Source organism: Enterovibrio paralichthyis (assembly GCF_019209835.1).
GTDB lineage: Bacteria > Pseudomonadota > Gammaproteobacteria > Enterobacterales > Vibrionaceae > Enterovibrio > Enterovibrio paralichthyis.
The window spans coordinates 20,667-39,884 of the sequence record NZ_JAHUTS010000005.1 but is presented as its reverse complement, the minus strand read 5'-3'; the positions used below and the strand labels follow the sequence as shown (position 1 = coordinate 39,884).

The following is a 19,218-nucleotide window of genomic DNA, read 5'->3' as shown; positions in this document are numbered from 1 at the left end:
TCTCAGGTTTAGCATGACAACGAATTACATTTTTGTTACGGGCGGGGTGGTTTCCTCCCTAGGTAAGGGTATTGCAGCAGCGTCACTGGCGGCAATTCTAGAAGCACGTGGTCTTAAAGTGACCATGATGAAGCTTGACCCTTACATCAACGTGGATCCGGGCACAATGAGCCCAACCCAGCACGGTGAAGTATTCGTTACGGAAGACGGCGCAGAGACCGACCTAGACTTGGGTCACTATGAGCGTTTCATCCGCACCAAGATGACCAAACGCAATAACTTTACCTCTGGCCGCGTTTACGCCGACGTATTGCGCAAAGAGCGCCGTGGCGACTACCTGGGTGCAACGATTCAGGTTATCCCTCACATCACCAATTCAATCAAAGAGCGTGTACTGGCTGGTGGCGAAGGTCATGATGTGACCATCGTAGAAATCGGCGGTACCGTGGGCGACATCGAATCACTGCCGTTCCTGGAAGCAATCCGTCAAATGGCGGTTGAGCTGGGTCGTGAGCGCGCAATGTTCATGCACCTGACGCTGGTTCCTTACCTGGCGGCTGCTGGTGAAGTGAAAACCAAACCTACCCAACACTCTGTGAAAGAACTGCTGTCTATCGGTATTCAGCCAGACATTCTGGTTTGCCGTAGCGATCGCGCAATTCCTGCGAACGAGCGCTCTAAGATTGCCCTGTTCTGTAACGTTCCAGAGAAAGCGGTTATTTCAATGAAGGACGTGGATTCTATCTACAAGATCCCTTCACTGATCCGTTCTCAAGGTCTTGATGACCTGATCTGTCAGCGCTTTGGCATTACTGCACCAGAAGCTGATCTGTCTGAATGGGAACAAGTTATTTTTGAAGAAGCGAACCCAACCGGTGAAGTCACTATCGGTATGGTTGGCAAGTACATCGAGCTGCCAGACGCTTACAAATCTGTAAACGAAGCGCTTAAGCACGGTGGCCTGAAAAACCGCCTGACAGTCAACATCAAGTACGTTGACTCTCAGGACGTTGAAACCAAAGGCACAGAAGTTCTGCAAGGTCTGGATGCAATCCTGGTTCCTGGTGGTTTCGGTGACCGTGGTATTGAAGGCAAAATCCTGGCAGCGAAATACGCTCGCGAAAACAAAATCCCTTACCTGGGTATCTGCTTGGGCATGCAGGTTGCACTGATTGAATACGCACGCAACGTTGTGGGTATGGAAGGTGCAAACTCTACCGAGTTCAACAAGAACAGCAAGTTCCCGGTTGTTGGCCTGATCACTGAGTGGGTTGATGGCGAAGGTAAAGTCGAAGAGCGTACTGAAAAATCTGATCTTGGCGGCACCATGCGTCTAGGCGCGCAACTGTGTCACCTGGCAGAAGGCACCAAAGCACGTGAGCTGTACGGCAACGCAACGATTCATGAGCGTCACCGTCACCGCTACGAAGTGAACAACGTGCTGCGTCCGCAGATCGAAGAAGCGGGTCTGGTTGTATCTGGTCTTTCTGCGGATAAAAAGCTGGTTGAGATCATCGAAAACCCTGAGCACCCATGGTTTGTGGCGTGCCAGTTCCACCCTGAATTTACTTCTACCCCACGCGATGGCCACCCTCTGTTTGAAGGCTTCGTGGCGGCAGCAGGTAAAAATCAGCGTGGTGAGCTGTAACTGAAACAAAGAAGCGGTTGCGTATGACGTGCAGCCGCTTTTTCGCATTTCTAAGCTATTGACATATGAGAGGAAACACAATGTCTAAGATCGTTAAAGTTCTGGGCCGTGAAATCATTGACTCACGCGGTAACCCAACTGTAGAAGCAGAAGTTCACCTGGAAGGTGGTTTCGTAGGTATGGCAGCTGCTCCATCTGGTGCATCTACCGGTTCTCGCGAAGCACTGGAACTGCGTGACGGCGACAAAGCACGTTTCCTGGGTAAAGGCGTTTTGAAAGCAATCGAAGCAGTTAACGGCCCAATCGCCGCTGCTCTGGAAGGCAAAGACGCGAAAAACCAAGCAGAAATCGACCAGATCATGATCGACCTGGACGGTACTGAGAACAAATCTAACTTCGGTGCAAACGCAATCCTGGCTGTTTCTCTGGCGAACGCAAAAGCAGCAGCTGCTGCGAAAGGCATGCCACTGTACGAGCACATTGCTGAGCTGAACGGTACTGCTGGCGTATTCTCTATGCCTCTGCCAATGATGAACATCATCAACGGTGGTGAGCACGCAGACAACAACGTTGACATCCAAGAGTTCATGATTCAGCCAGTTGGCGCTGCAACTCTGAAAGAAGCAGTTCGCATGGGTGCGGAAGTATTCCACAACCTGGCAAAAGTACTGAAGTCTAAAGGCTACAACACTGCAGTTGGTGACGAAGGTGGTTTCGCGCCGAACCTGAAATCTAACGCAGAAGCTCTTGAAGTAATCGCAGAAGCAGTTGCTGCTGCTGGTTACGAGCTGGGCAAAGACATCACTCTGGCGATGGACTGTGCAGCATCTGAGTTCTACGACGCAGAGAAGAAAGAATACAACCTGAAAGGCGAAGGTCGTATCTTCACTTCTAACGGTTTCTCTGACTTCCTGGAAGAGCTGACTCAACAATTCCCAATCGTTTCTATCGAAGACGGTCTGGACGAGTCTGATTGGGATGGTTTCAAATACCAAACTGAGAAACTGGGCAGCAAAATCCAAATCGTTGGTGACGACCTGTTCGTAACTAACACTAAGATCCTGGCAGAAGGTATCGAGAAAGGCATCGCTAACTCTATCCTGATCAAGTTCAACCAGATCGGTTCTCTGACTGAAACTCTGGCTGCTATCAAGATGGCTAAAGATGCAGGTTACACAGCAGTAATCTCTCACCGTTCAGGCGAAACTGAAGACGCAACTATCGCTGACCTGGCGGTAGGTACTGCAGCAGGCCAAATCAAAACTGGTTCTATGAGCCGTTCTGACCGCGTTGCTAAGTACAACCAGCTGATCCGTATCGAAGAAGCACTGGGCGAGCGCGCACCTTTCAACGGTCTGAAAGAAGTTAAAGGCCAAGCGTAATCGCTTACCTGAAACTGTTTTAGATTGAAAAACGGCATCGAAAGGTGCCGTTTTTTTTATGTATGGAAGAATGCGAGAAAGAGCAGATTCGAGTTGGGAGATAAAAGATCAAAACATCATCCTAGATTAAGGTTGATAGTTATTAACCACCTTACCTCATATCATGTTGATGAATCTCAAATCTCAAATCTCAAATCTCAAATCTCAAATCTCAAATCTATTTCTTCTTCGCCAATTCCGGCAAATCACCCGTTAAACCTAAAGCTCGTTTAATAAATTGCGTTTTGATGCCCGGGAGTGTGGCGGCTGCCATTAGGCCAATACCACGAATGAGTTTCTTCGCCGGGTTTTCACCCGCAAACAAATCGCGGAACCCTTGCATCGCAGCAATCATTTGCGCCGCCTCTGCTTTTCGCCAGCGTTCGAAAGCACGTAGGTTGGTTTTCTCACCAATGTCTTTACCTTCATCACTTAAGCGGATCAGCTCTTGTGCCAGCGTGGCGGCATCTAAAAGTCCCAGATTTACGCCCTGACCTGCGAGCGGGTGAATGGTGTGGGCTGCATCGCCAATTAAGGCCACGCGCTCAACCGCAAAGTCCCGCGCATAACGCATTTTAAGAGGGAATGCGGCGCGTTCGCCTTCCACGGTGCAAAGTCCAAGACGAAGGTCAAACGCCGCGCTCAGCGCTTTGTTGAACTCTTCTGTTGGCATTGAGCAACGTGCATCGGCATTTTCCGGAGATTGAGACCACACGATGGAGCTGAGATATGGGTCTGACAATGGCAGGAAGGCCAGTGGACCGTCCGGCGTGAAGATCTGTCGGGCAACACCACCGTGCGGCTCTTCAGTGCGGATATTGGCTACCAGTGCGCTATGGCCGTAATCCCAATGCGTGAGTGGGATAGAAAGCTGGTTGCGCACCCAAGAGTTTGCACCATCAGCACCGACCACCAGTTTGGCGGTAATGGCGTTGCCGGATTCGAGCGTCAGCCAGGCTTCGGTTTCACCGAACATCAATGTCTGGCAGCGATCTGGGCAGAAAAGGGTGACATTGTGCTGTTGTTTGACGCGATCAAGCAGTGCCAGCTGGATAACGCGGTTCTCGACGATATAACCGAGGTTTGGTTGTCCCAAATCCATCGCATCGAAATCAATCGCCGCGAAACTGTCTTGTTCCCACACCGACATTTTCTGGTAGGGCGCAGCGCGACGGGACAGGATACCTTCCCATGCGCCGACGTTTTTCAGGATACGCTCACTGGCACGGCTGAGTGCAGAGACTCGCAGATCAGGCAGTGCATTCAACGACGGCTCTGGCTCTTTGCCTTCGATGATGGCGATACGCAAATCGCTGTCAGCCAGCGCAGCTGCAAGGGTCAACCCAACCATGCCACCGCCGATAATGGCGATGTCTACATTTGTCATTTTCATTATCGTTCTACCAAGCCCATGGCGCGTTTAAGCAATGGCGCTTTTAATTCGCTACAGACTGACATCGCAGCCAGCCCGACGTTTCGTCCCAGAATAAGTGGTGCTGTGGTGTTGGAAAAACCGTGTACCAAGCCGGATGTCATGGCGACAGTGGCATCGCGATCAGGCTCGCGGCGCGTGAGATACGCTTGCAGCATTGGCATGGCGCCGATGTCCTGTTCTTCGTGAAACGCATTGGCTAATTCTTCTGCCAGCGTCACCACATCGCGAAGTCCAAGGTTAAAGCCTTGACCCGCAATCGGGTGCAGGGTTTGGGCGGCATTACCCACCACGACAAAGCGGTGACTGATAAGCCGTGTCGCCTGACGCAAGATCAGTGGGTAACTCGCGCGCTCGCCAATATGCAATAACCTGCCTAAACGCCAACCAAATGCGCGTTGCAGCGCATCGGCAAACTGGTCGTCAGACATCGCCAGCATTGCCGGTGCCTCGTGGGGTTTGACGCACCACACCAGCGAGCTGCGGCCTTCGGACATTGGCAGCAGGGCAACAGGGCCAGTTTGGGTAAAGCGCTCGAATGCACGGCCTTGGTGTGCCATGTCGGTGGTCACGTTGGCAATCAGAGCTACTTGCTGGAAGTCATGTTCAAAGCGCTCAATACCCACCATGTCACAGCAAGATGACACCGCACCATCCGCGGCCACCATGAGTTTGGTGGTGAGCGTCTGCCCATCGTTCAATGTCAGGGTAACTTGGTTGATACTGCGTTCTATGTCGGTCACAAAGGCCGGGCAGTAAAGGGTAATGTTTTTTGCCTTGCTGAGGGCCTGGTGAAAAACGCGACCAGCATCAGCAAGTTCAACCACACTGCCGAGATACTCTACGCCTTCGTTGCTTGCATGCATCTCTGTCAGGCCAAAATGACCGCGGTCAGACACATGAATGCTGCTGATTGGCGTCGCAAAAGGGGATAAACCTGACCAAATGCCGATATCTGCCAGCAGACGGCAACTGCCGTAGGAGAGGGCGATGCTGCGGGCATCATAACCTGGATGGCGATTATCGGGGATCACGGCTTCAACCACCGCGACCTTCAATCCAGCGTTTGTCAGGCGTTCAATGGCGAGCGCCAGGGTTGCCCCCGCCATCGCCCCGCCGGCGATGACAACATCAAAATCATGTTCAGATGGCGCTGCGTCCATTCTTTTAATTCTCCGGCGCGTTTGCTGTTAGTGCAGGGTCGGTTTTTCTTCAGGCTGTGCTTTGATGCCAAGCTCGGCATGCAGTGTCATGGCGCACACGCGAACGTGTTCAATGACCTGCTCAAGCAGCAGGGCCTGCTCTTCCATGTCATCATCTTCATCGATGCCAAGCTGGGCAATTTCCGTTAAATCGGTCAGTACCTCTTTGGCATCGTCAGACAGTTTGCCAGCAGTGACGCCCACAAGGCCGATACCGGCGATAAATGCACCTACCCACTCAGACAGCGCATCGCCACGATCCAGCAGCGACTCATCCTCATCAGGCATTAAGAGTTCAAAGTCCATTTGGCCTGCTGCCAGCTGGCTGTTTGCCAAACTCACTGCAGTTGCTGCCAGTGCTTTCGATTCGTGTGGCCAGCCAGCACCGTCGTTGGTGTAGTCATAAAGCATCGGCATCCAGGTTCCCAACTCAGGATCAAGACCGCCGCAGAGCATGCCGGCCAGCAGGCCATGCATTTCAGCTGGCGTAACGGCCAGTGAATCAGAGCGGAGGGTCGATGCCATTTTGCTGTATTCAGGAAGTGTTACTTGGTTCACGGGATCACCTTGGGTACCGATTGTGTATTGGGTTATCCTACCATTTCACGCCAACTGTTCGAACTACTCTGTGTCACTTGGTGGCGGCAATTGCGTTACGGTCACCCCAAATAGCGCTGATTTTCATCACATTGATTGCTTTTCGTCTGCTTAGTTCGTCGGAAGACGTTCCACGTTAGGATAGACTTGCAGTTTAATCTGCCATTTTCTATAGTTTGCGCCCGTTACGTCAGGGTGCGACATCGCGCTTTGAAGGGAGCTCAGAAAAAGATATGACTACGCAGGCTGTTGAAATTCAGATCCTTGGCAAATTGATGCGTGTTAACTGTCCGGTAGGTCAGGAGCAGGCGTTGAAAGATGCAGCAGATGACTTTGATCAACGGTTGCACGAATTGTCCGAGCGCACTAAAGTAACGAATACAGAGCAGTTGCTCACTATCGCGGCACTGAACGTCTGCTATGAATTGCGGGCTGAAAAGCAAAAGAATGTCGACGATAAAACGGACATGGAACAGCGAATTCTGCTGTTACAACAAACGATTGAAGAGGCGTTGTTAAAACACAGCGCGTCGAAGGAAGCGTAAGACGTTTCCAACCTGTTTGACCCTGGAGTGTGCGTCAGCGGATCCGCGTCCCTGAGCCGATAAGCACATCTAAGGGTGGGATGTTACATGCTATTGAGCAGGCTCGGCTTGTACCGAGAAGCCTACGGTGTGTTCTTCTCATCCGCCTTGAACCGCAGGGTTCAAGGGCAAAAGATCCCAACGGCACTCCGGGGCCTTCTTTCCAAAAAAGCTTTAACGGCAAGGACAGCCGATGCGAGCGACAACCCCATCTACCTCCCGCAGTGACCTGCGGAAAATTATCCGGGCCAGACGACAATCCCTGACTGCATGTGAGCAGCAACAGGCGGCCAGCGATTTGCTTCACCATTTCCAACGCGCCGAGTCCATCCAGCAAGCCAAACGTATTGCGCTCTACCTTTCTGTCGATGGTGAACTGGATACCCAACCTTTGATTGCGCATTGTTGGCGCGAAGGCAAAGACGTCTATCTGCCAGTTATCCATCCTTTCAGCAAAGGCCATCTTCTTTTCCTGCATTACCGGCCAGATTCAATGCTGGTGCCAAACCGCTACGGTATTTTAGAGCCAAGGCTTAACGTGCTGGACGTGTTACCTGCCAATCAGCTCGATGTGATCTGTACGCCTTTGGTCGCTTTTGATGGGAGTGGTCAGCGGCTGGGTATGGGCGGGGGTTACTATGACAGAACCCTGGCACCTTGGTATCAAAGTGGTAATGGGGCGAAACCTGTTGGTATTGCCCATGATTGCCAGCGGGTGGAAACGCTGCCTGTGGAAGCCTGGGATGTGCCGTTACCGGAGATCTTAACGTCATCTAAGCACTGGCAATGGTCGATCTGATGTGATCTGCATCGATCCCGAATAACGGGATCTGCGTTCGCAAAAATCTGCCCGCTCTAAAATGAGATCTGTATAATCGGCGTCGCAAATTACCCCTATTTAGCAGGAGATCCTCATGACTCAGGATGAAATGAAAAAAGCGGCTGGCTGGGCTGCGTTGGAATACGTGACCAAAGGCAGCATTGTCGGTGTCGGCACTGGTTCAACCGTTAATCACTTCATCGACGCGCTCGAAACCATGAAGGAGCAAATCAAAGGTGCGGTATCAAGCTCCGTTGCTTCTACTGAGCGTCTGGAAAAAATTGGCATTCCAGTTTTTGACGCCAACGAAGTGGCGAGTCTGGATATCTATGTAGATGGCGCTGACGAGATCAACGCAAACAACGAAATGATCAAAGGCGGCGGCGCAGCCCTGACCCGTGAAAAGATCGTTGCAGCTATCGCTGAGAAATTTATCTGCATCATCGATGACAGCAAAAAAGTGGACGTGCTGGGTCAATTCCCACTGCCGGTTGAAGTGATCCCGATGGCGCGCTCTTACGTGGCGCGCGAGCTGGTTAAACTGGGCGGCGATCCTTGCTACCGTGAAGGTTGCATCACAGATAATGGCAACGTGATTCTGGATGTGCACAATCTGCAAATCACCAAAGCAAAAGAGCTGGAAGACAAAATTAACGGCATCGCGGGTGTGGTGACGGTTGGACTGTTTGCGAACCGTGGTGCGGACGTGGTTCTGGAAGGTACTGCCAACGGTGTAGTAAAAAGCTAAAAACAGAACGATGAGAACAAGTTAACGCTGTCGTTTTTTTGAAGCAAAAGCCAAACGTTTGCGTATAAGTTTCTCAATAAGTTAGCGGCGCTATTTTGGCGCCGTTTTTTTTCGTCTATATGACGTAATATTCTTACCCATTCAAAAAAATTTTTGTTACCTTAGTCACTAAATATACCCAAGCGACCTCACCGTTGCAGGATAAGCAACCTCAAAATGAGGCCGGTTGGGTATATTCCGGGATCTCTTGCAAACAAATGCAATGGCACCCACGTCTGGACGACGGAAACCGATTTTAATCGTAGGTTTGTTTTTTAAGGATGAGAATTGAATGGCTAAAGTGTCGCTTGAAAAAGACAAAATAAAGATCCTTCTTCTTGAAGGTGTCCATCCATCTGCATTAGAAGTGCTGCAAAGCGCCGGCTACAGCAACATCGAATACCACAAAGGTTCACTGGCGGGCGAAGAACTGGAAACAGCTATCGCTGATGCGCACTTTGTCGGCATTCGTTCCCGTACCCAACTCTCAGAAGCGGTATTTGAAAAAGCGCAGAAACTGGTTGCTGTCGGTTGTTTCTGTATCGGTACCAATCAGGTTGATCTGGATGCGGCCGCCAAACGCGGTATTCCTGTTTTCAACGCACCTTTTTCCAACACCCGCAGCGTGGCTGAACTGGTGTTGGGTGAAATCCTGCTTTTGTTGCGCGGCATTCCAGCGAAAAACGCCATGGCGCACCGCGGCAAATGGATGAAATCTGCAGACCGTTCTTTTGAAGCGCGCGGTAAAAACCTCGGTATTATTGGTTACGGCCACATCGGCACCCAGCTCAGCATTCTGGCTGAAAACCTGGGGATGCGCGTGTATTTCTACGATATCGAGAACAAACTAACTCTGGGTAATGCACAGCAAGTGGCATCAATGTCTGAGCTGCTCAACAAGTGTGATGTGATTTCCCTGCACGTACCGGAAACCGATTCCACCCAAAACATGATGGGCAGCGAAGAGTTTGCCCGTATGAAACCTGGCGCAGTATTTATCAACGCGGCGCGTGGCACCGTGGTGGATATTGATGCGCTGTGTGGCGCACTGGAAAGCGGCCATATCGGCGGTGCAGCTGTCGATGTGTTCCCGACTGAACCAAAAACTAACAGCGATCCGTTCAGTTCACCGCTGATGGCGTTTGATAACGTTATCCTGACGCCACACATCGGCGGTTCAACGCAGGAAGCACAGGAAAATATCGGCATCGAAGTTGCCGGCAAAATGGTGAAGTACTCCGACAACGGTTCAACCCTGTCTTCCGTGAATTTCCCGGAAGTGTCGCTGCCTGAGCACCGCGGTACTTCGCGTCTGCTGCACATTCACCAGAACAAGCCGGGCATCCTGACCAAAATCAACACCATCTTCGCTGAAGAAGGGATCAACATTGCCGGCCAGTATTTGCAAACCAATGCGGAATACGGCTATGTGGTAATTGATGTGGAAACCGAGCACTCAGAAAAAGCGCTGGAGAAGCTGAAAGCGATCGACGGCACACTGCGTGCGCGTATTCTTCACTGATTGTTTTTGACAGATTGACGAGTTTGTTTCCCCCGACAGACTCTTTCTCAATTAAGCAAAATGGCCGCATACAGCGGCCATTTTTTTTAGTTTATTCGCCAAGGGCGTATATCACTTCCACCTGATCGCGGATGGTAATTTCTGCGTCCTGATAGCTGGCATTGGTGTTGGAAACAGCTTCTGCCGCCATGCGCATCATGATCGGGCGAACTGGTGATTCTGTCATGTAGCTGATCTGCCACACGCCGCCAAGCGGTTCTCCAAAACCTTTTGCCAAAGACGCGGCTTTGGCTTTTGCGTCTGCAATCGCTGCCATCCGCGCCTGGTCTTTGTATTCACCTTCCTTGCTGGAAGAGAAGGAGATGGTATTGACGCGGTTCAGGCCATCGGCAAGTGCGCCATCGAGGATATCGTTGAGGCTGGCAAGTTCGCGGACAGTCACGGAAACATTTCGTGTGGCCCTGTAGCCGGTGAGCTTGGGCTCGCCGTTTTTCGGGTAGCTGTATTGGGGTTGCAGGGAAAGGTTGGCGCTTTCGATATCTTTTCGGGCGATACCCATGCCTTCCAATCTGCCCAGCAGTGCGGTAATAGCATCATCAGAGGCTTTCTTTGCTGCCTGGGCTGTGGTGCGGTTTAAGGACACGGCGACATTGATTGTTGCCATATCCGGTTGAACGCTTACTTCGCCGACGCCGACTGTTTCCAGATGGGGAAAGCTAGGCGTATCGGCTAGGGCAAAGGGGGACAGGGCAGCCGTTGCACTGACGATAGAAGCAAGAAGAAGTTTTCGCATGGTGATATTTCCATCCTGATGATGTTTGGTTGTATGACCACATTGGATATCAAATGATTCACAGCAAGGGAAAAATTTTCAGCCGCTGGCCGTTTCAACCTAGTCTGTATTTGAGCGAAGCACCTGACGGGCATGGTTCAGACACGCCTGTGTCATCTCAGCCAGAATGCCGCTTTCAGTTGTAAAGTGATGCCAGTATAGATGACGGGTGATCCCATCGCCCGGACACAAATCGATAAGCGCGCCGGATTGCAGTTCATCCTCAATCATCAAGCGGGGGATCAGGCAGTAGGCAACCCCAAGCTTAGCCATTTTTACGAATGCCTCGGATGAGCGAACCATATGGCTGCGCCAGCCTGCCGCGGGCAAGCGGAAGCGCTCGTAAACAAATTGAGTGTGCATATCATCGAAGCGATCAAAAACCACCGCGGGGGCGCGGCTAACAGTATCGGCATTAAGACCTTCGGGAAAGTACCGCGCTTTAAATTCCGGTGTGCAGACACACAGATAATCCATTGCACCGAGAAACTGGGCGCTGCAGCCATGAAGGGGCGTCGGCTCAGCGCTGATGGCAACCACTGCTTCACCGGAGCGCAGGCGGTTCAGGCTGCGGCTTTCATCATCGACAAGCAGGCTGATTTCCAACGCCTGTGCTTTCATGAGCGGGGTCAGGGCAGGAAGCAACCAGGTCGCCAGGCTGTCGGCGTTGGTGGCAATCGACACCGGCACCGCATGGGAAAGCCCTTCAGTAGCCAGCTCCGGCAACAGTTCTTTTTCCAGCAATTGTACCCGGCGATGGAGCCCCAACAGTTTTTTGCCAATGGCGGTAGGTTGAGGCGGGGATTCACGCACTAACGCAGGTTGTGCCAGCCACTTTTCCAGTTGTTTGATTCGCTGTGACACGGCGGACTGGGTGATAAACAGCGCCTCAGCCCCTTTATCAAACCCGCCGTGGGCAATCACGGCATCCAGTGCTTCCAGCCAGCGGTAATCGAGTCCTTTCATGATTCTCATTAGCTAGTCTTATTTGTGATTAAAATTATTAGATTTACTTACCTTTGTCATCCTCCTACCTTGAAGCTGTTTAAAGATGACGGGAATCAGGGAATAGTCATGAGCAGTGCAATCGTATTACAGGGATTTGGTTTAGGGTTGAGTATGATCATTCCTATCGGCGCACAAAATGCCTTTGTGCTGAATCAGGGCATTCGGCGTCATCATCATATCGCCACGGCAACGCTTTGTTTTATTTGCGATGTGGCGTTGATTTTCCTTGGGGTATTCGGCGGTGGGGCGCTGCTTGCCAGCAATGAAATGTTGCTCAGTGTGGTGACTATTGGGGGGATAGCCTTCCTGCTGACCTATGCATTTCAGTCGTTGAAACGCGCTTGGCGAGGGGAGGATGAGGAGGTGGAGGTCGCAAGCGGACAGGCAAAAAAAGGCATGCTTGCGGTACTTGCCGGTGCAGTGGCGGTGACGTTGCTCAATCCGCATGTGTATCTCGATACCGTGGTGGTGCTGGGCTCTATCGGCGGACAGTTTGATGCTTCACAACGGGTGGCGTTTGCCCTCGGTACCATGCTGGCGTCCTGTGTCTGGTTTTACGGTATCTCAATCGGTGCGGCGTCGCTTTCTCCCTGGTTGTCAAAACCAAGGGTGCGCCAGGTGATTGATGTGCTGGTGGCGGCGATGATGATATATGTGGCTTTTCTGCTGGCTCAAAAATGGATGTTGGGGGGATAAATGGCAATGACTTTGGCGCAGATTTTACAGCGCAATATCGACCTGCTTGAAAGTTGTGGAGTGGCATACCGACAATGGACGCATGAGCCGATCCTGGACTTTGAGATGGATGGGAAAATCGGCGCCGAGTTAGGTTGGACGGCAACGCCGACCAAAAGCCTCTTCCTTCGGTTGAAAAATGGCGGGAACGCGCTGCTGCTGACACACCGTGATGCCCGACTGGACAGTAAACAAATCAAAACCTTGCTCGGTAAACGTCCGTCAATTGCCTCGGATGAAGAAATGATCACACAACTAGGGTGCAGGCCAGGTGCAGTGTGCCCATTTGCTCTGCCTGAAGATATTCCACTGGTTGTTGATGAGGTTTTGTTTACTTTCGACGAATTGATGTACACACCGGGGCCACCAGAGCTGACCTTTGCGTTTCCCGCCAAAGCCCTTCCAGATATCCTGGGGGCATTACCTAATCCTGTCTATTATCTCAATGCGTGACAATTGCTGTCACAGCGCTGCGCATATTGCACCTTTTCCACTTCCAATTGCATGATCTGCCACTGCCATTGCTGGTGTGGCAGTAGCGAATATGGGATTATTAGCTCTCCTATACCCAAGCGGCCTCAAAACCAACAAGATCAGGATGTTTGGGTATAATCTATCTTGTTAATTGGCGTTGTGGCGGAGGGCAAAACACGATGCGAATGCTGACACTGATGTTGCTCGTGTTGTTTGGATGGCTCCAGTACCACTTATGGTGGGGAAAGAACGGGGTCACCGACTACCTGGAGGTGAGTGCCGTTGCTGAATCTGTTGCGTTGGCCAATGAAAACCTTCATCAGCGTAACCAGCAGATGTACGCAGAAATTGCCGATCTGAAACGCGGGCAGGAAGCCATTGAAGAGCGTGCGCGCAATGAGCTTGGGCTGATCAAGCCGGGAGAAACCTTCTTCCGCATCGTTAGCGAATAACCCGCTCACCTATCAAAGAAGAGAAAGATGACCACCCCGTCCAGTGAAGAAACACTGCACCAAACGCAGAACACCATTTCTGGCATTGTTGCCATTGTTCCTGCGGCTGGTGTGGGCAAGCGGATGCAATCTGCCGTGCCCAAACAATATCTGACCATCGAAAATAAAACCCTGTTGGAGCACACGGTGCACTACCTGCTGGAGCATCCGGCAATTTCAAAGGTCGTGATAGCGATAAGTGCCGAAGACGCCTATTTTCATTCCACGTCACTGAGCGGCAATACACGAGTGGTGATTGCGACCGGTGGTGGTGAGCGGGCAGACTCAGTGTTGGCCGGGCTCGAAGCCACGGATGCAGAATGGGTGATGGTGCATGATGCTGCCCGCCCATGTGTTCGCCATGACGATATTGACGCTTTGATTGCTACCGCTGTAAGCCACAATGATGGCGCTATTCTGGCTGCGCCGGTGCGTGACACCATGAAACGTGGAAATGCTGAAAGCGGCATTGAGACCACCGTGTGCCGGGAGCAGCTTTGGCATGCCCTGACGCCGCAGATGTTTCGCCGTACCCAACTGCTTGAGGCGCTGAAAAGTGCGCTGGAAAAATCGTTGAATGTGACCGATGAAGCATCGGCCATTGAACTGACAGGCGGCGCCCCAAAGCTGGTTGCAGGACGCGCAGACAATATCAAAGTGACACAGCCGGAAGATCTGGCTCTGGCCTCTTTTTTCCTGGCACAGCGCCGTCAGGATAACGGATTGGAAGAAAGCAAATGATAAGAATTGGACACGGCTTTGACGTTCACAAGTTTGGCGGCGAAGGCCCGGTAATTATTGGTGGCGTCAGCATTCCCTACGAGCAGGGGCTGGTTGCCCACTCTGATGGCGACGTTGCATTACACGCAGTCTGTGACGCCCTGTTGGGGGCAATTGCAGCTGGCGATATCGGCCGTCATTTCCCGGACACTGACGCAGAATGGGAAGGGGCAGACAGCCGCTTTTTATTGCGCGATGTGTTCGCCAAAGTGAAAGCGAAAGGCTATGTGATAGGTAACCTGGACGTCACCATCATGGCACAGGCGCCGAAAATGGCACCGCATATCGACGCCATGTGTGCGGCGATTGCCGAAGATTTGGAAACGGATGTCACAAACATTAATGTGAAAGCTACCACCACGGAGCGACTGGGCTTTACCGGCCGCAAAGAAGGCATCGCCTGCGAAGCCGTGGTAATCATCCGTAAGGACTCCAATGACTGATTTAATGAACTCGCTGGCCTATTTGCATGGCCAGCCGACCGCCACTGGCCGTCTGAAATCAAAACCTGAAGATTTCTTTGTCAGTGAAACCCTCGACTTCACCCCTGCAGGGCACGGCGAGCATTTCCTGGTTCGCATCCGTAAAATTGGTGAAAACACCAAATATGTTGCCAATGAACTGGCAAAAGCATGTGGTGTGACTTCCCGGGATGTCAGCTGGGCTGGTCTGAAGGATCGCCATGCAGTAACCGAGCAGTGGTTCAGTGTACACCTGCCAGGGCAACCGGATCCGGATCTGAGCGAATTTGTGGCGACCCATGAAGGGGTGGATGCGATTCTCGAAACCGCCCGCCATGACAAGAAATTGCGTCCGGGTGACCTTATCGGTAACCACTTCAAGTTGGTGATCACAGATTTTGATGGTGATGATGCGATTGAAACCCGTCTGGCCAACATTCGCGACCAAGGTGTACCAAACTATTTTGGCAGCCAGCGTTTTGGCCGTAACGGCAATAACGTGACGTCAGCCCGTGACTGGGGACAGGACAAGTTCCGTGTCCGCGACAAGAGCAAGCGCAGTTTCTATCTTTCAGCCGCACGCTCTTACCTGTTCAACCAGGTGTTATCTGCACGTATTGAAAAGCAACTCTGCCATACACCAATATTAGGTGACTTGCTCATTGATGATCAGGAAAACACAAAGCTGGTGGACGACATTGCAACTGCGCAAGAAAAGCTCACCAAGCGTCACTGGCAGATCTCTGGCCCAATGACCGGCGACAATGCATTGCCAACCCAAGGTGAAGCGCAGCAATTTGAGCAGGACATCGTGGATACCGAGCCACATTTACTGGCTGTGATCCGTTCCAACCGTATGCGTCACGAGCGCCGTCCATTGCTGCTCTACCCACAGGATATGCAGTGGCAACGTGACGGAAACACCCTGGAGGTGGAGTTCGCTTTGCCAGCAGGCTGTTTTGCAACGGCAGTGATGCGGGAAGTCATCGAAGATTTATCAGACGGAGATGCTGATGCACATACTGATCAGTAATGATGATGGTGTGTTTGCAGAAGGGATCAATGTACTGGCAGAGGTGCTGTCAGACATTGCCACAGTGACCGTGGTAGCGCCGGATCGGAACCGTTCTGGCGCATCTAACTCACTGACGCTGGAAAATCCCCTGCGTGTCCGTGCGGTGGGTGAAAACCGTTATGCCGTGCAGGGAACGCCGACGGACAGTGTACATGTGGCTTTAAATGCGTTGCTGACCGAGAAAGTGGATTTCGTTATTGCTGGAATCAACCATGGTGCCAACCTGGGTGACGATGTGCTGTATTCGGGCACGGTTGCGGCAGCAACAGAAGGCTTTTTCATGGGAGCCCCTGCGATAGCGGTCTCCCTTTGTGGTGACACGCATTTCCATACTGCGGCGCAGGTGGTAAAAGAGGTGGTGCTCAGTGATAAAGAGCACCCGTTGCCTCGTAACCGGTTGTTGAATATCAATGTACCGGATTGCCCTCTGGAAGCACTCAAAGGGTGGGAAATCACCCGTCTTGGTGCGCGTCACCGTGCTGAAGACATGATAAAAGACACAGATCCCCGTGGACATGCGATTTACTGGATTGGCCCTCCAGGTGCCAAACAGGATGCCGGTCCAGGGACTGACTTTTATGCCATTGAAAACAATTGCGTCTCACTGACACCATTGCAGGTTGATTTAACCGCGCATGATTCTATTGCGACCTTAACGCATTGGTTGTCACAAACTACGGAACAAAAAGGGTGATATTGGTGAATTACTCGCATTCACTTATACAACTATTACGTCAGCAGGGAATCACCGATCAGCGTGTGCTGGAGGCAATCGGTCGTTTACCACGCCATCTGTTTGTCTCTGAAGCCATGGCTCATCAGGCTTACGACAACAATGCACTGCCGATAGGCTTCGGCCAGACCATTTCTCAGCCCTACATTGTGGCCAAAATGACCGAGTTGTTAGGTCTTAAACACAATAGCCGTGTATTAGAGGTGGGAACCGGTTCCGGGTTTCAGACATGTGTGCTTGCGCAACTGGTTGAGCATGTTTATTCCGTAGAGCGAATTAAGCAACTGCAAATGGTCGCAAAGCGCCGTTTCAAGCAGTTTGAGCTCTATAATATTTCGACAAAACATGGGGATGGATGGCAAGGATGGGCCAGTAAAGGGCCGTTTGACGCCATTATAGTAACAGCCGCTGCTGCCAGCATGCCGCATGCATTGTTAACACAGCTTGCGGACGGTGGAACCCTTATTGTTCCTGTCGGTGAGGCCGATCAGACCCTCTACAAAGTGACACGTCACGGTGATGAGTTTGATACCTCACCGATTGAAGCTGTGCGCTTTGTCCCACTTGTTGCGGGTGATTTGGCATAGGTAACGAGCGGTGACAGCCCTTTCAATTCAGTTGAAAATATTAGTAATCATCTCAGTACTGGGATTATTGTCTGCGTGTTCGGTATCAAGCCCTGCACCTGTGTCCAGTGTCGGGCCGGATTACAATCAAGTTGAACGGGGGAGTTACCGCGGAAGCTTCTATGAGGTGCAAAAAGGCGACACACTGTACTATATCGCTTACATCACTGATCGTGATGTGAATGACATTATTGATGCAAATAAGCTGTCTAAACCTTACACCATTTATCCCGGGCAAAAGCTGAACCTGTGGCGGGAAAAATATGTCCCGCCAAGTTACGGCAAGAAAGGCAAGCCAGAAGCGGCGGTGGTGGTGGCTGCAGCATCGACAGCACCGGTTGTTGTGGCGGCTTCTAAACCGGTAGCGGTTTCAGGATCTTCTGCTAAGACCGCGAAAGATAATCAAAAATACGTGTCGCAAAATAAGTCGGGATCAACATCTCAAATTAAGAAAAATGTTGAACAGCAAAAAGTGAAGGAGTACAGTCGAGCTGTAACAAAAAGTAAACCACCTGTTGATAAACCTATAAATAAATCGTCTGATACCCCTGCCAAAATAAATTGGCAATGGCCGTCAAGCGGTCGGGTGATATCAGGGTTTTCAAGCTCAGAGCTTGGTAACAAAGGCATTGATATTGCCGGTAAACGTGGGCAGCAAATCAATGCATCAGCAGACGGTAAAGTGGTGTATGCAGGTAACGCGCTTCGTGGATACGGTAATTTAATCATTATTAAACACAACGATGATTACCTGAGCGCATACGCACACAATGATCGTATATTTGTTTCAGAGCGCCAGAGTGTTAAAAAAGGGCAGAAAATAGCCTCGATGGGAAGTTCTGGTACTAACAGTGTTCGGTTGCATTTTGAGATTCGCTATAAAGGAAAATCGGTAAACCCTTTGAGGTATCTACCCAAACGGTAAACCGGGACAGATTTTGTTGTACTGTCTTGCTGCTACGCCAAATCGGGAGGCGCTATGAGTCAGAATAATACTGCAAAAAAAGTCGACGACATGATGGTTGAAGACGTCGAAATGGAGCAAATCGAGCTTGAGAATGAAGAAGAGACGATTGAAGAGGCTGAAGAGTCCATATCGTTTGCTGCTTCTTCGAAAGCCCTTGATGCAACCCAGCTTTACCTGAGCGAAATAGGCTATTCGCCTTTGCTTACAGCTGAAGAAGAAGTGCTGTATGCGCGCCGTGCCCTGCGTGGTGATGAAGCTGCCCGCAAACGAATGATCGAGAGTAACCTTCGATTAGTAGTGAAGATTTCCCGCCGTTATTCAAACCGTGGTCTGGCTTTGTTGGATCTGGTTGAAGAAGGTAACTTGGGGCTTATCCGTGCGGTTGAGAAATTCGACCCAGAGCGTGGTTTTCGTTTTTCTACCTATGCTACATGGTGGATTCGTCAGACAATTGAACGCGCCATCATGAACCAAACACGTACCATCCGTCTGCCTATCCATGTGGTTAAAGAGCTGAACGTTTACCTGCGTACTGCACGTGAATTGGCACAGAAGCTGGATCATGAGCCAACGGCTGAAGATATCGCGCAGCAACTCGATAAGCCGGTTGAAGACGTTAACCGCATGCTTCGTCTGAATGAGCGTATCAGCTCAGTTGATAATCCGATTGGCGGTGATTCTGAGAAAGCCCTGCTGGATATCATTCCGGATGAGAAAGAGGGTGGCCCTGAAAACACGACCCAAGACGATGACATGAAAAAATCTATCGTCCACTGGCTGCAAGAATTGAATCCAAAACAGCGCGAAGTGCTGGCGCGTCGATTCGGTTTATTGGGACACGAAGCGTCCACGTTGGAAGATGTGGGACGTGAAATTGGGTTAACCCGTGAGCGTGTACGTCAAATTCAAGTTGAAGGTCTTCGTCGCCTGCGCGATATGCTGACCCATCAAGGCCTGAACATTGAATGCCTGTTCAACGCTGAGCACTAAGCCTTCCTTTAGTTCTTCATTTTGTGCTCAATA

At 51.2% G+C, this 19,218-nt stretch carries 21 protein-coding genes and 1 other RNA gene; 17 read left to right on the top strand and 5 right to left on the bottom strand.

What is annotated here, in order from left to right; all coding sequences use genetic code 11:
- Positions 1 to 13 precede the first annotated feature (13 nt).
- Both KU854_RS07775 and eno read left to right on the top strand, forming a co-directional pair.
- On the top strand, positions 14 to 1,648 hold the full coding sequence (locus KU854_RS07775; protein ID WP_218357870.1) for a CTP synthase: 1,635 nt from the start codon (positions 14 to 16) through the stop codon (positions 1,646 to 1,648).
- Positions 1,649 to 1,728: 80 nt separating this feature from the next.
- Positions 1,729 to 3,030: a phosphopyruvate hydratase gene (eno, locus tag KU854_RS07770; protein WP_054779890.1), complete on the top strand. Its 1,302-nt coding sequence runs from the start codon at positions 1,729 to 1,731 to the stop codon at positions 3,028 to 3,030.
- Positions 3,031 to 3,247: 217 nt separating this feature from the next.
- Here eno and KU854_RS07765 read toward each other — a convergent pair whose 3' ends face one another.
- Genes KU854_RS07765 through KU854_RS07755 form a run of 3 tightly spaced genes read right to left on the bottom strand, consistent with a single transcriptional unit; the run spans position 3,248 to position 6,261 of the window.
- Positions 3,248 to 4,462 carry an FAD-dependent 2-octaprenylphenol hydroxylase gene (locus tag KU854_RS07765; protein WP_218357868.1) on the bottom strand — a complete coding sequence of 405 codons (1,215 nt, stop codon included), beginning with the start codon at positions 4,460 to 4,462 and terminating at the stop codon, positions 3,248 to 3,250.
- Positions 4,462 to 5,664, bottom strand: a complete 1,203-nt coding sequence (gene ubiH / locus KU854_RS07760; protein WP_218357866.1) for a 2-octaprenyl-6-methoxyphenyl hydroxylase — start codon at positions 5,662 to 5,664, stop codon at positions 4,462 to 4,464. The genes KU854_RS07765 and ubiH overlap by 1 nt, the downstream gene beginning before the upstream one ends.
- A gap of 27 nt (positions 5,665 to 5,691) precedes the next feature.
- A complete protein-coding gene (locus tag KU854_RS07755; RefSeq protein ID WP_218357864.1) occupies positions 5,692 to 6,261 on the bottom strand; it encodes a YecA/YgfB family protein in 570 nt (189 codons plus the stop codon).
- A gap of 272 nt (positions 6,262 to 6,533) precedes the next feature.
- Here KU854_RS07755 and zapA point away from each other — a divergent pair, with 272 nt between their 5' ends.
- From zapA to serA, 5 genes are all read left to right on the top strand, one after another.
- Positions 6,534 to 6,845, top strand: a complete 312-nt coding sequence (zapA, locus tag KU854_RS07750) for a cell division protein ZapA (RefSeq protein ID WP_054779892.1) — start codon at positions 6,534 to 6,536, stop codon at positions 6,843 to 6,845.
- Between the two features lie 16 nt (positions 6,846 to 6,861).
- Positions 6,862 to 7,044, top strand: a non-coding RNA gene (gene ssrS / locus KU854_RS07745) — 6S RNA.
- A 33-nt stretch (positions 7,045 to 7,077) separates the two neighbouring features.
- The gene (locus tag KU854_RS07740) at positions 7,078 to 7,683 is read left to right on the top strand and encodes a 5-formyltetrahydrofolate cyclo-ligase (RefSeq protein WP_218357862.1); all 606 of its coding nucleotides are present in this window, start codon (positions 7,078 to 7,080) and stop codon (positions 7,681 to 7,683) included.
- A gap of 115 nt (positions 7,684 to 7,798) precedes the next feature.
- Positions 7,799 to 8,452 carry a ribose-5-phosphate isomerase RpiA gene (rpiA, locus tag KU854_RS07735; protein ID WP_218357860.1) on the top strand — a complete coding sequence of 218 codons (654 nt, stop codon included), beginning with the start codon at positions 7,799 to 7,801 and terminating at the stop codon, positions 8,450 to 8,452.
- Positions 8,453 to 8,783: 331 nt separating this feature from the next.
- Complete coding sequence (serA, locus tag KU854_RS07730) at positions 8,784 to 10,013, top strand: phosphoglycerate dehydrogenase (RefSeq protein ID WP_218357859.1); 1,230 nt, start codon at positions 8,784 to 8,786, stop codon at positions 10,011 to 10,013.
- Positions 10,014 to 10,104: 91 nt separating this feature from the next.
- On the opposite strand, the gene KU854_RS07725 is transcribed toward serA, so the two are convergent.
- Both KU854_RS07725 and KU854_RS07720 read right to left on the bottom strand, forming a co-directional pair.
- Positions 10,105 to 10,806 (bottom strand): oxidative stress defense protein, encoded by a 702-nt coding sequence (locus tag KU854_RS07725; RefSeq protein ID WP_218357858.1) that lies wholly within the window; start codon positions 10,804 to 10,806, stop codon positions 10,105 to 10,107.
- Between the two features lie 99 nt (positions 10,807 to 10,905).
- On the bottom strand, positions 10,906 to 11,811 hold the full coding sequence (locus KU854_RS07720) for a LysR family transcriptional regulator ArgP (RefSeq protein ID WP_218357857.1): 906 nt from the start codon (positions 11,809 to 11,811) through the stop codon (positions 10,906 to 10,908).
- Between the two features lie 108 nt (positions 11,812 to 11,919).
- On the opposite strand from KU854_RS07720, the gene lysE reads away from it, so the two are divergent.
- From lysE to rpoS, 10 genes are all read left to right on the top strand, one after another.
- The gene (gene lysE, locus KU854_RS07715) at positions 11,920 to 12,549 is read left to right on the top strand and encodes an L-lysine exporter (protein WP_218357856.1); all 630 of its coding nucleotides are present in this window, start codon (positions 11,920 to 11,922) and stop codon (positions 12,547 to 12,549) included.
- On the top strand, positions 12,550 to 13,041 hold the full coding sequence (locus KU854_RS07710) for a YbaK/EbsC family protein (RefSeq protein WP_218357855.1): 492 nt from the start codon (positions 12,550 to 12,552) through the stop codon (positions 13,039 to 13,041). It begins immediately after the preceding gene.
- Positions 13,042 to 13,241: 200 nt separating this feature from the next.
- Complete coding sequence (ftsB, locus tag KU854_RS07705) at positions 13,242 to 13,514, top strand: cell division protein FtsB (RefSeq protein ID WP_054779895.1); 273 nt, start codon at positions 13,242 to 13,244, stop codon at positions 13,512 to 13,514.
- Positions 13,515 to 13,589: 75 nt separating this feature from the next.
- Positions 13,590 to 14,294 carry a 2-C-methyl-D-erythritol 4-phosphate cytidylyltransferase gene (gene ispD / locus KU854_RS07700; RefSeq protein ID WP_218358139.1) on the top strand — a complete coding sequence of 235 codons (705 nt, stop codon included), beginning with the start codon at positions 13,590 to 13,592 and terminating at the stop codon, positions 14,292 to 14,294.
- Positions 14,294 to 14,776 (top strand): 2-C-methyl-D-erythritol 2,4-cyclodiphosphate synthase, encoded by a 483-nt coding sequence (gene ispF / locus KU854_RS07695; RefSeq protein WP_336245240.1) that lies wholly within the window; start codon positions 14,294 to 14,296, stop codon positions 14,774 to 14,776. Before ispD ends, ispF begins: the two co-directional genes overlap by 1 nt.
- Positions 14,769 to 15,827, top strand: coding sequence for a tRNA pseudouridine(13) synthase TruD (gene truD, locus KU854_RS07690; RefSeq protein WP_218357852.1), 1,059 nt, complete (start codon positions 14,769 to 14,771; stop codon positions 15,825 to 15,827). Before ispF ends, truD begins: the two co-directional genes overlap by 8 nt.
- Entirely contained in the window at positions 15,808 to 16,563 is a 756-nt protein-coding gene (gene surE / locus KU854_RS07685) for a 5'/3'-nucleotidase SurE (protein ID WP_218357850.1), read from the top strand. Before truD ends, surE begins: the two co-directional genes overlap by 20 nt.
- Positions 16,564 to 16,568: 5 nt before the next feature.
- Positions 16,569 to 17,189: a protein-L-isoaspartate(D-aspartate) O-methyltransferase gene (locus KU854_RS07680; protein WP_418885845.1), complete on the top strand. Its 621-nt coding sequence runs from the start codon at positions 16,569 to 16,571 to the stop codon at positions 17,187 to 17,189.
- A 10-nt stretch (positions 17,190 to 17,199) separates the two neighbouring features.
- A complete protein-coding gene (gene nlpD / locus KU854_RS07675; RefSeq protein WP_218357848.1) occupies positions 17,200 to 18,153 on the top strand; it encodes a murein hydrolase activator NlpD in 954 nt (317 codons plus the stop codon).
- Between the two features lie 54 nt (positions 18,154 to 18,207).
- A complete protein-coding gene (gene rpoS, locus KU854_RS07670) occupies positions 18,208 to 19,185 on the top strand; it encodes an RNA polymerase sigma factor RpoS (RefSeq protein ID WP_218357846.1) in 978 nt (325 codons plus the stop codon).
- Positions 19,186 to 19,218: the final 33 nt, after the last annotated feature.

Excerpts from the sequence above, each read along its gene's own strand:
- surE (WP_218357850.1), top strand. The coding sequence starts at position 15,808 with ATGCACATACTGATCAGTAATGATGATGGTGTGTTTGCAGAAGGGATC.
- serA (WP_218357859.1), top strand. The coding sequence starts at position 8,784 with ATGGCTAAAGTGTCGCTTGAAAAAGACAAAATAAAGATCCTTCTTCTT.
- zapA (WP_054779892.1), top strand. The coding sequence starts at position 6,534 with ATGACTACGCAGGCTGTTGAAATTCAGATCCTTGGCAAATTGATGCGT.
- truD (WP_218357852.1), top strand. The coding sequence starts at position 14,769 with ATGACTGATTTAATGAACTCGCTGGCCTATTTGCATGGCCAGCCGACC.
- eno (WP_054779890.1), top strand. The coding sequence starts at position 1,729 with ATGTCTAAGATCGTTAAAGTTCTGGGCCGTGAAATCATTGACTCACGC.
- lysE (WP_218357856.1), top strand. The coding sequence starts at position 11,920 with ATGAGCAGTGCAATCGTATTACAGGGATTTGGTTTAGGGTTGAGTATG.
- KU854_RS07775 (WP_218357870.1), top strand. The coding sequence starts at position 14 with ATGACAACGAATTACATTTTTGTTACGGGCGGGGTGGTTTCCTCCCTA.
- KU854_RS07765 (WP_218357868.1), bottom strand. The coding sequence starts at position 4,462 with ATGAAAATGACAAATGTAGACATCGCCATTATCGGCGGTGGCATGGTT.
- KU854_RS07725 (WP_218357858.1), bottom strand. The coding sequence starts at position 10,806 with ATGCGAAAACTTCTTCTTGCTTCTATCGTCAGTGCAACGGCTGCCCTG.
- KU854_RS07720 (WP_218357857.1), bottom strand. The coding sequence starts at position 11,811 with ATGAAAGGACTCGATTACCGCTGGCTGGAAGCACTGGATGCCGTGATT.
- rpiA (WP_218357860.1), top strand. The coding sequence starts at position 7,799 with ATGACTCAGGATGAAATGAAAAAAGCGGCTGGCTGGGCTGCGTTGGAA.
- ubiH (WP_218357866.1), bottom strand. The coding sequence starts at position 5,664 with ATGGACGCAGCGCCATCTGAACATGATTTTGATGTTGTCATCGCCGGC.
- ftsB (WP_054779895.1), top strand. The coding sequence starts at position 13,242 with ATGCGAATGCTGACACTGATGTTGCTCGTGTTGTTTGGATGGCTCCAG.
- KU854_RS07710 (WP_218357855.1), top strand. The coding sequence starts at position 12,550 with ATGGCAATGACTTTGGCGCAGATTTTACAGCGCAATATCGACCTGCTT.
- rpoS (WP_218357846.1), top strand. The coding sequence starts at position 18,208 with ATGAGTCAGAATAATACTGCAAAAAAAGTCGACGACATGATGGTTGAA.
- KU854_RS07740 (WP_218357862.1), top strand. The coding sequence starts at position 7,078 with ATGCGAGCGACAACCCCATCTACCTCCCGCAGTGACCTGCGGAAAATT.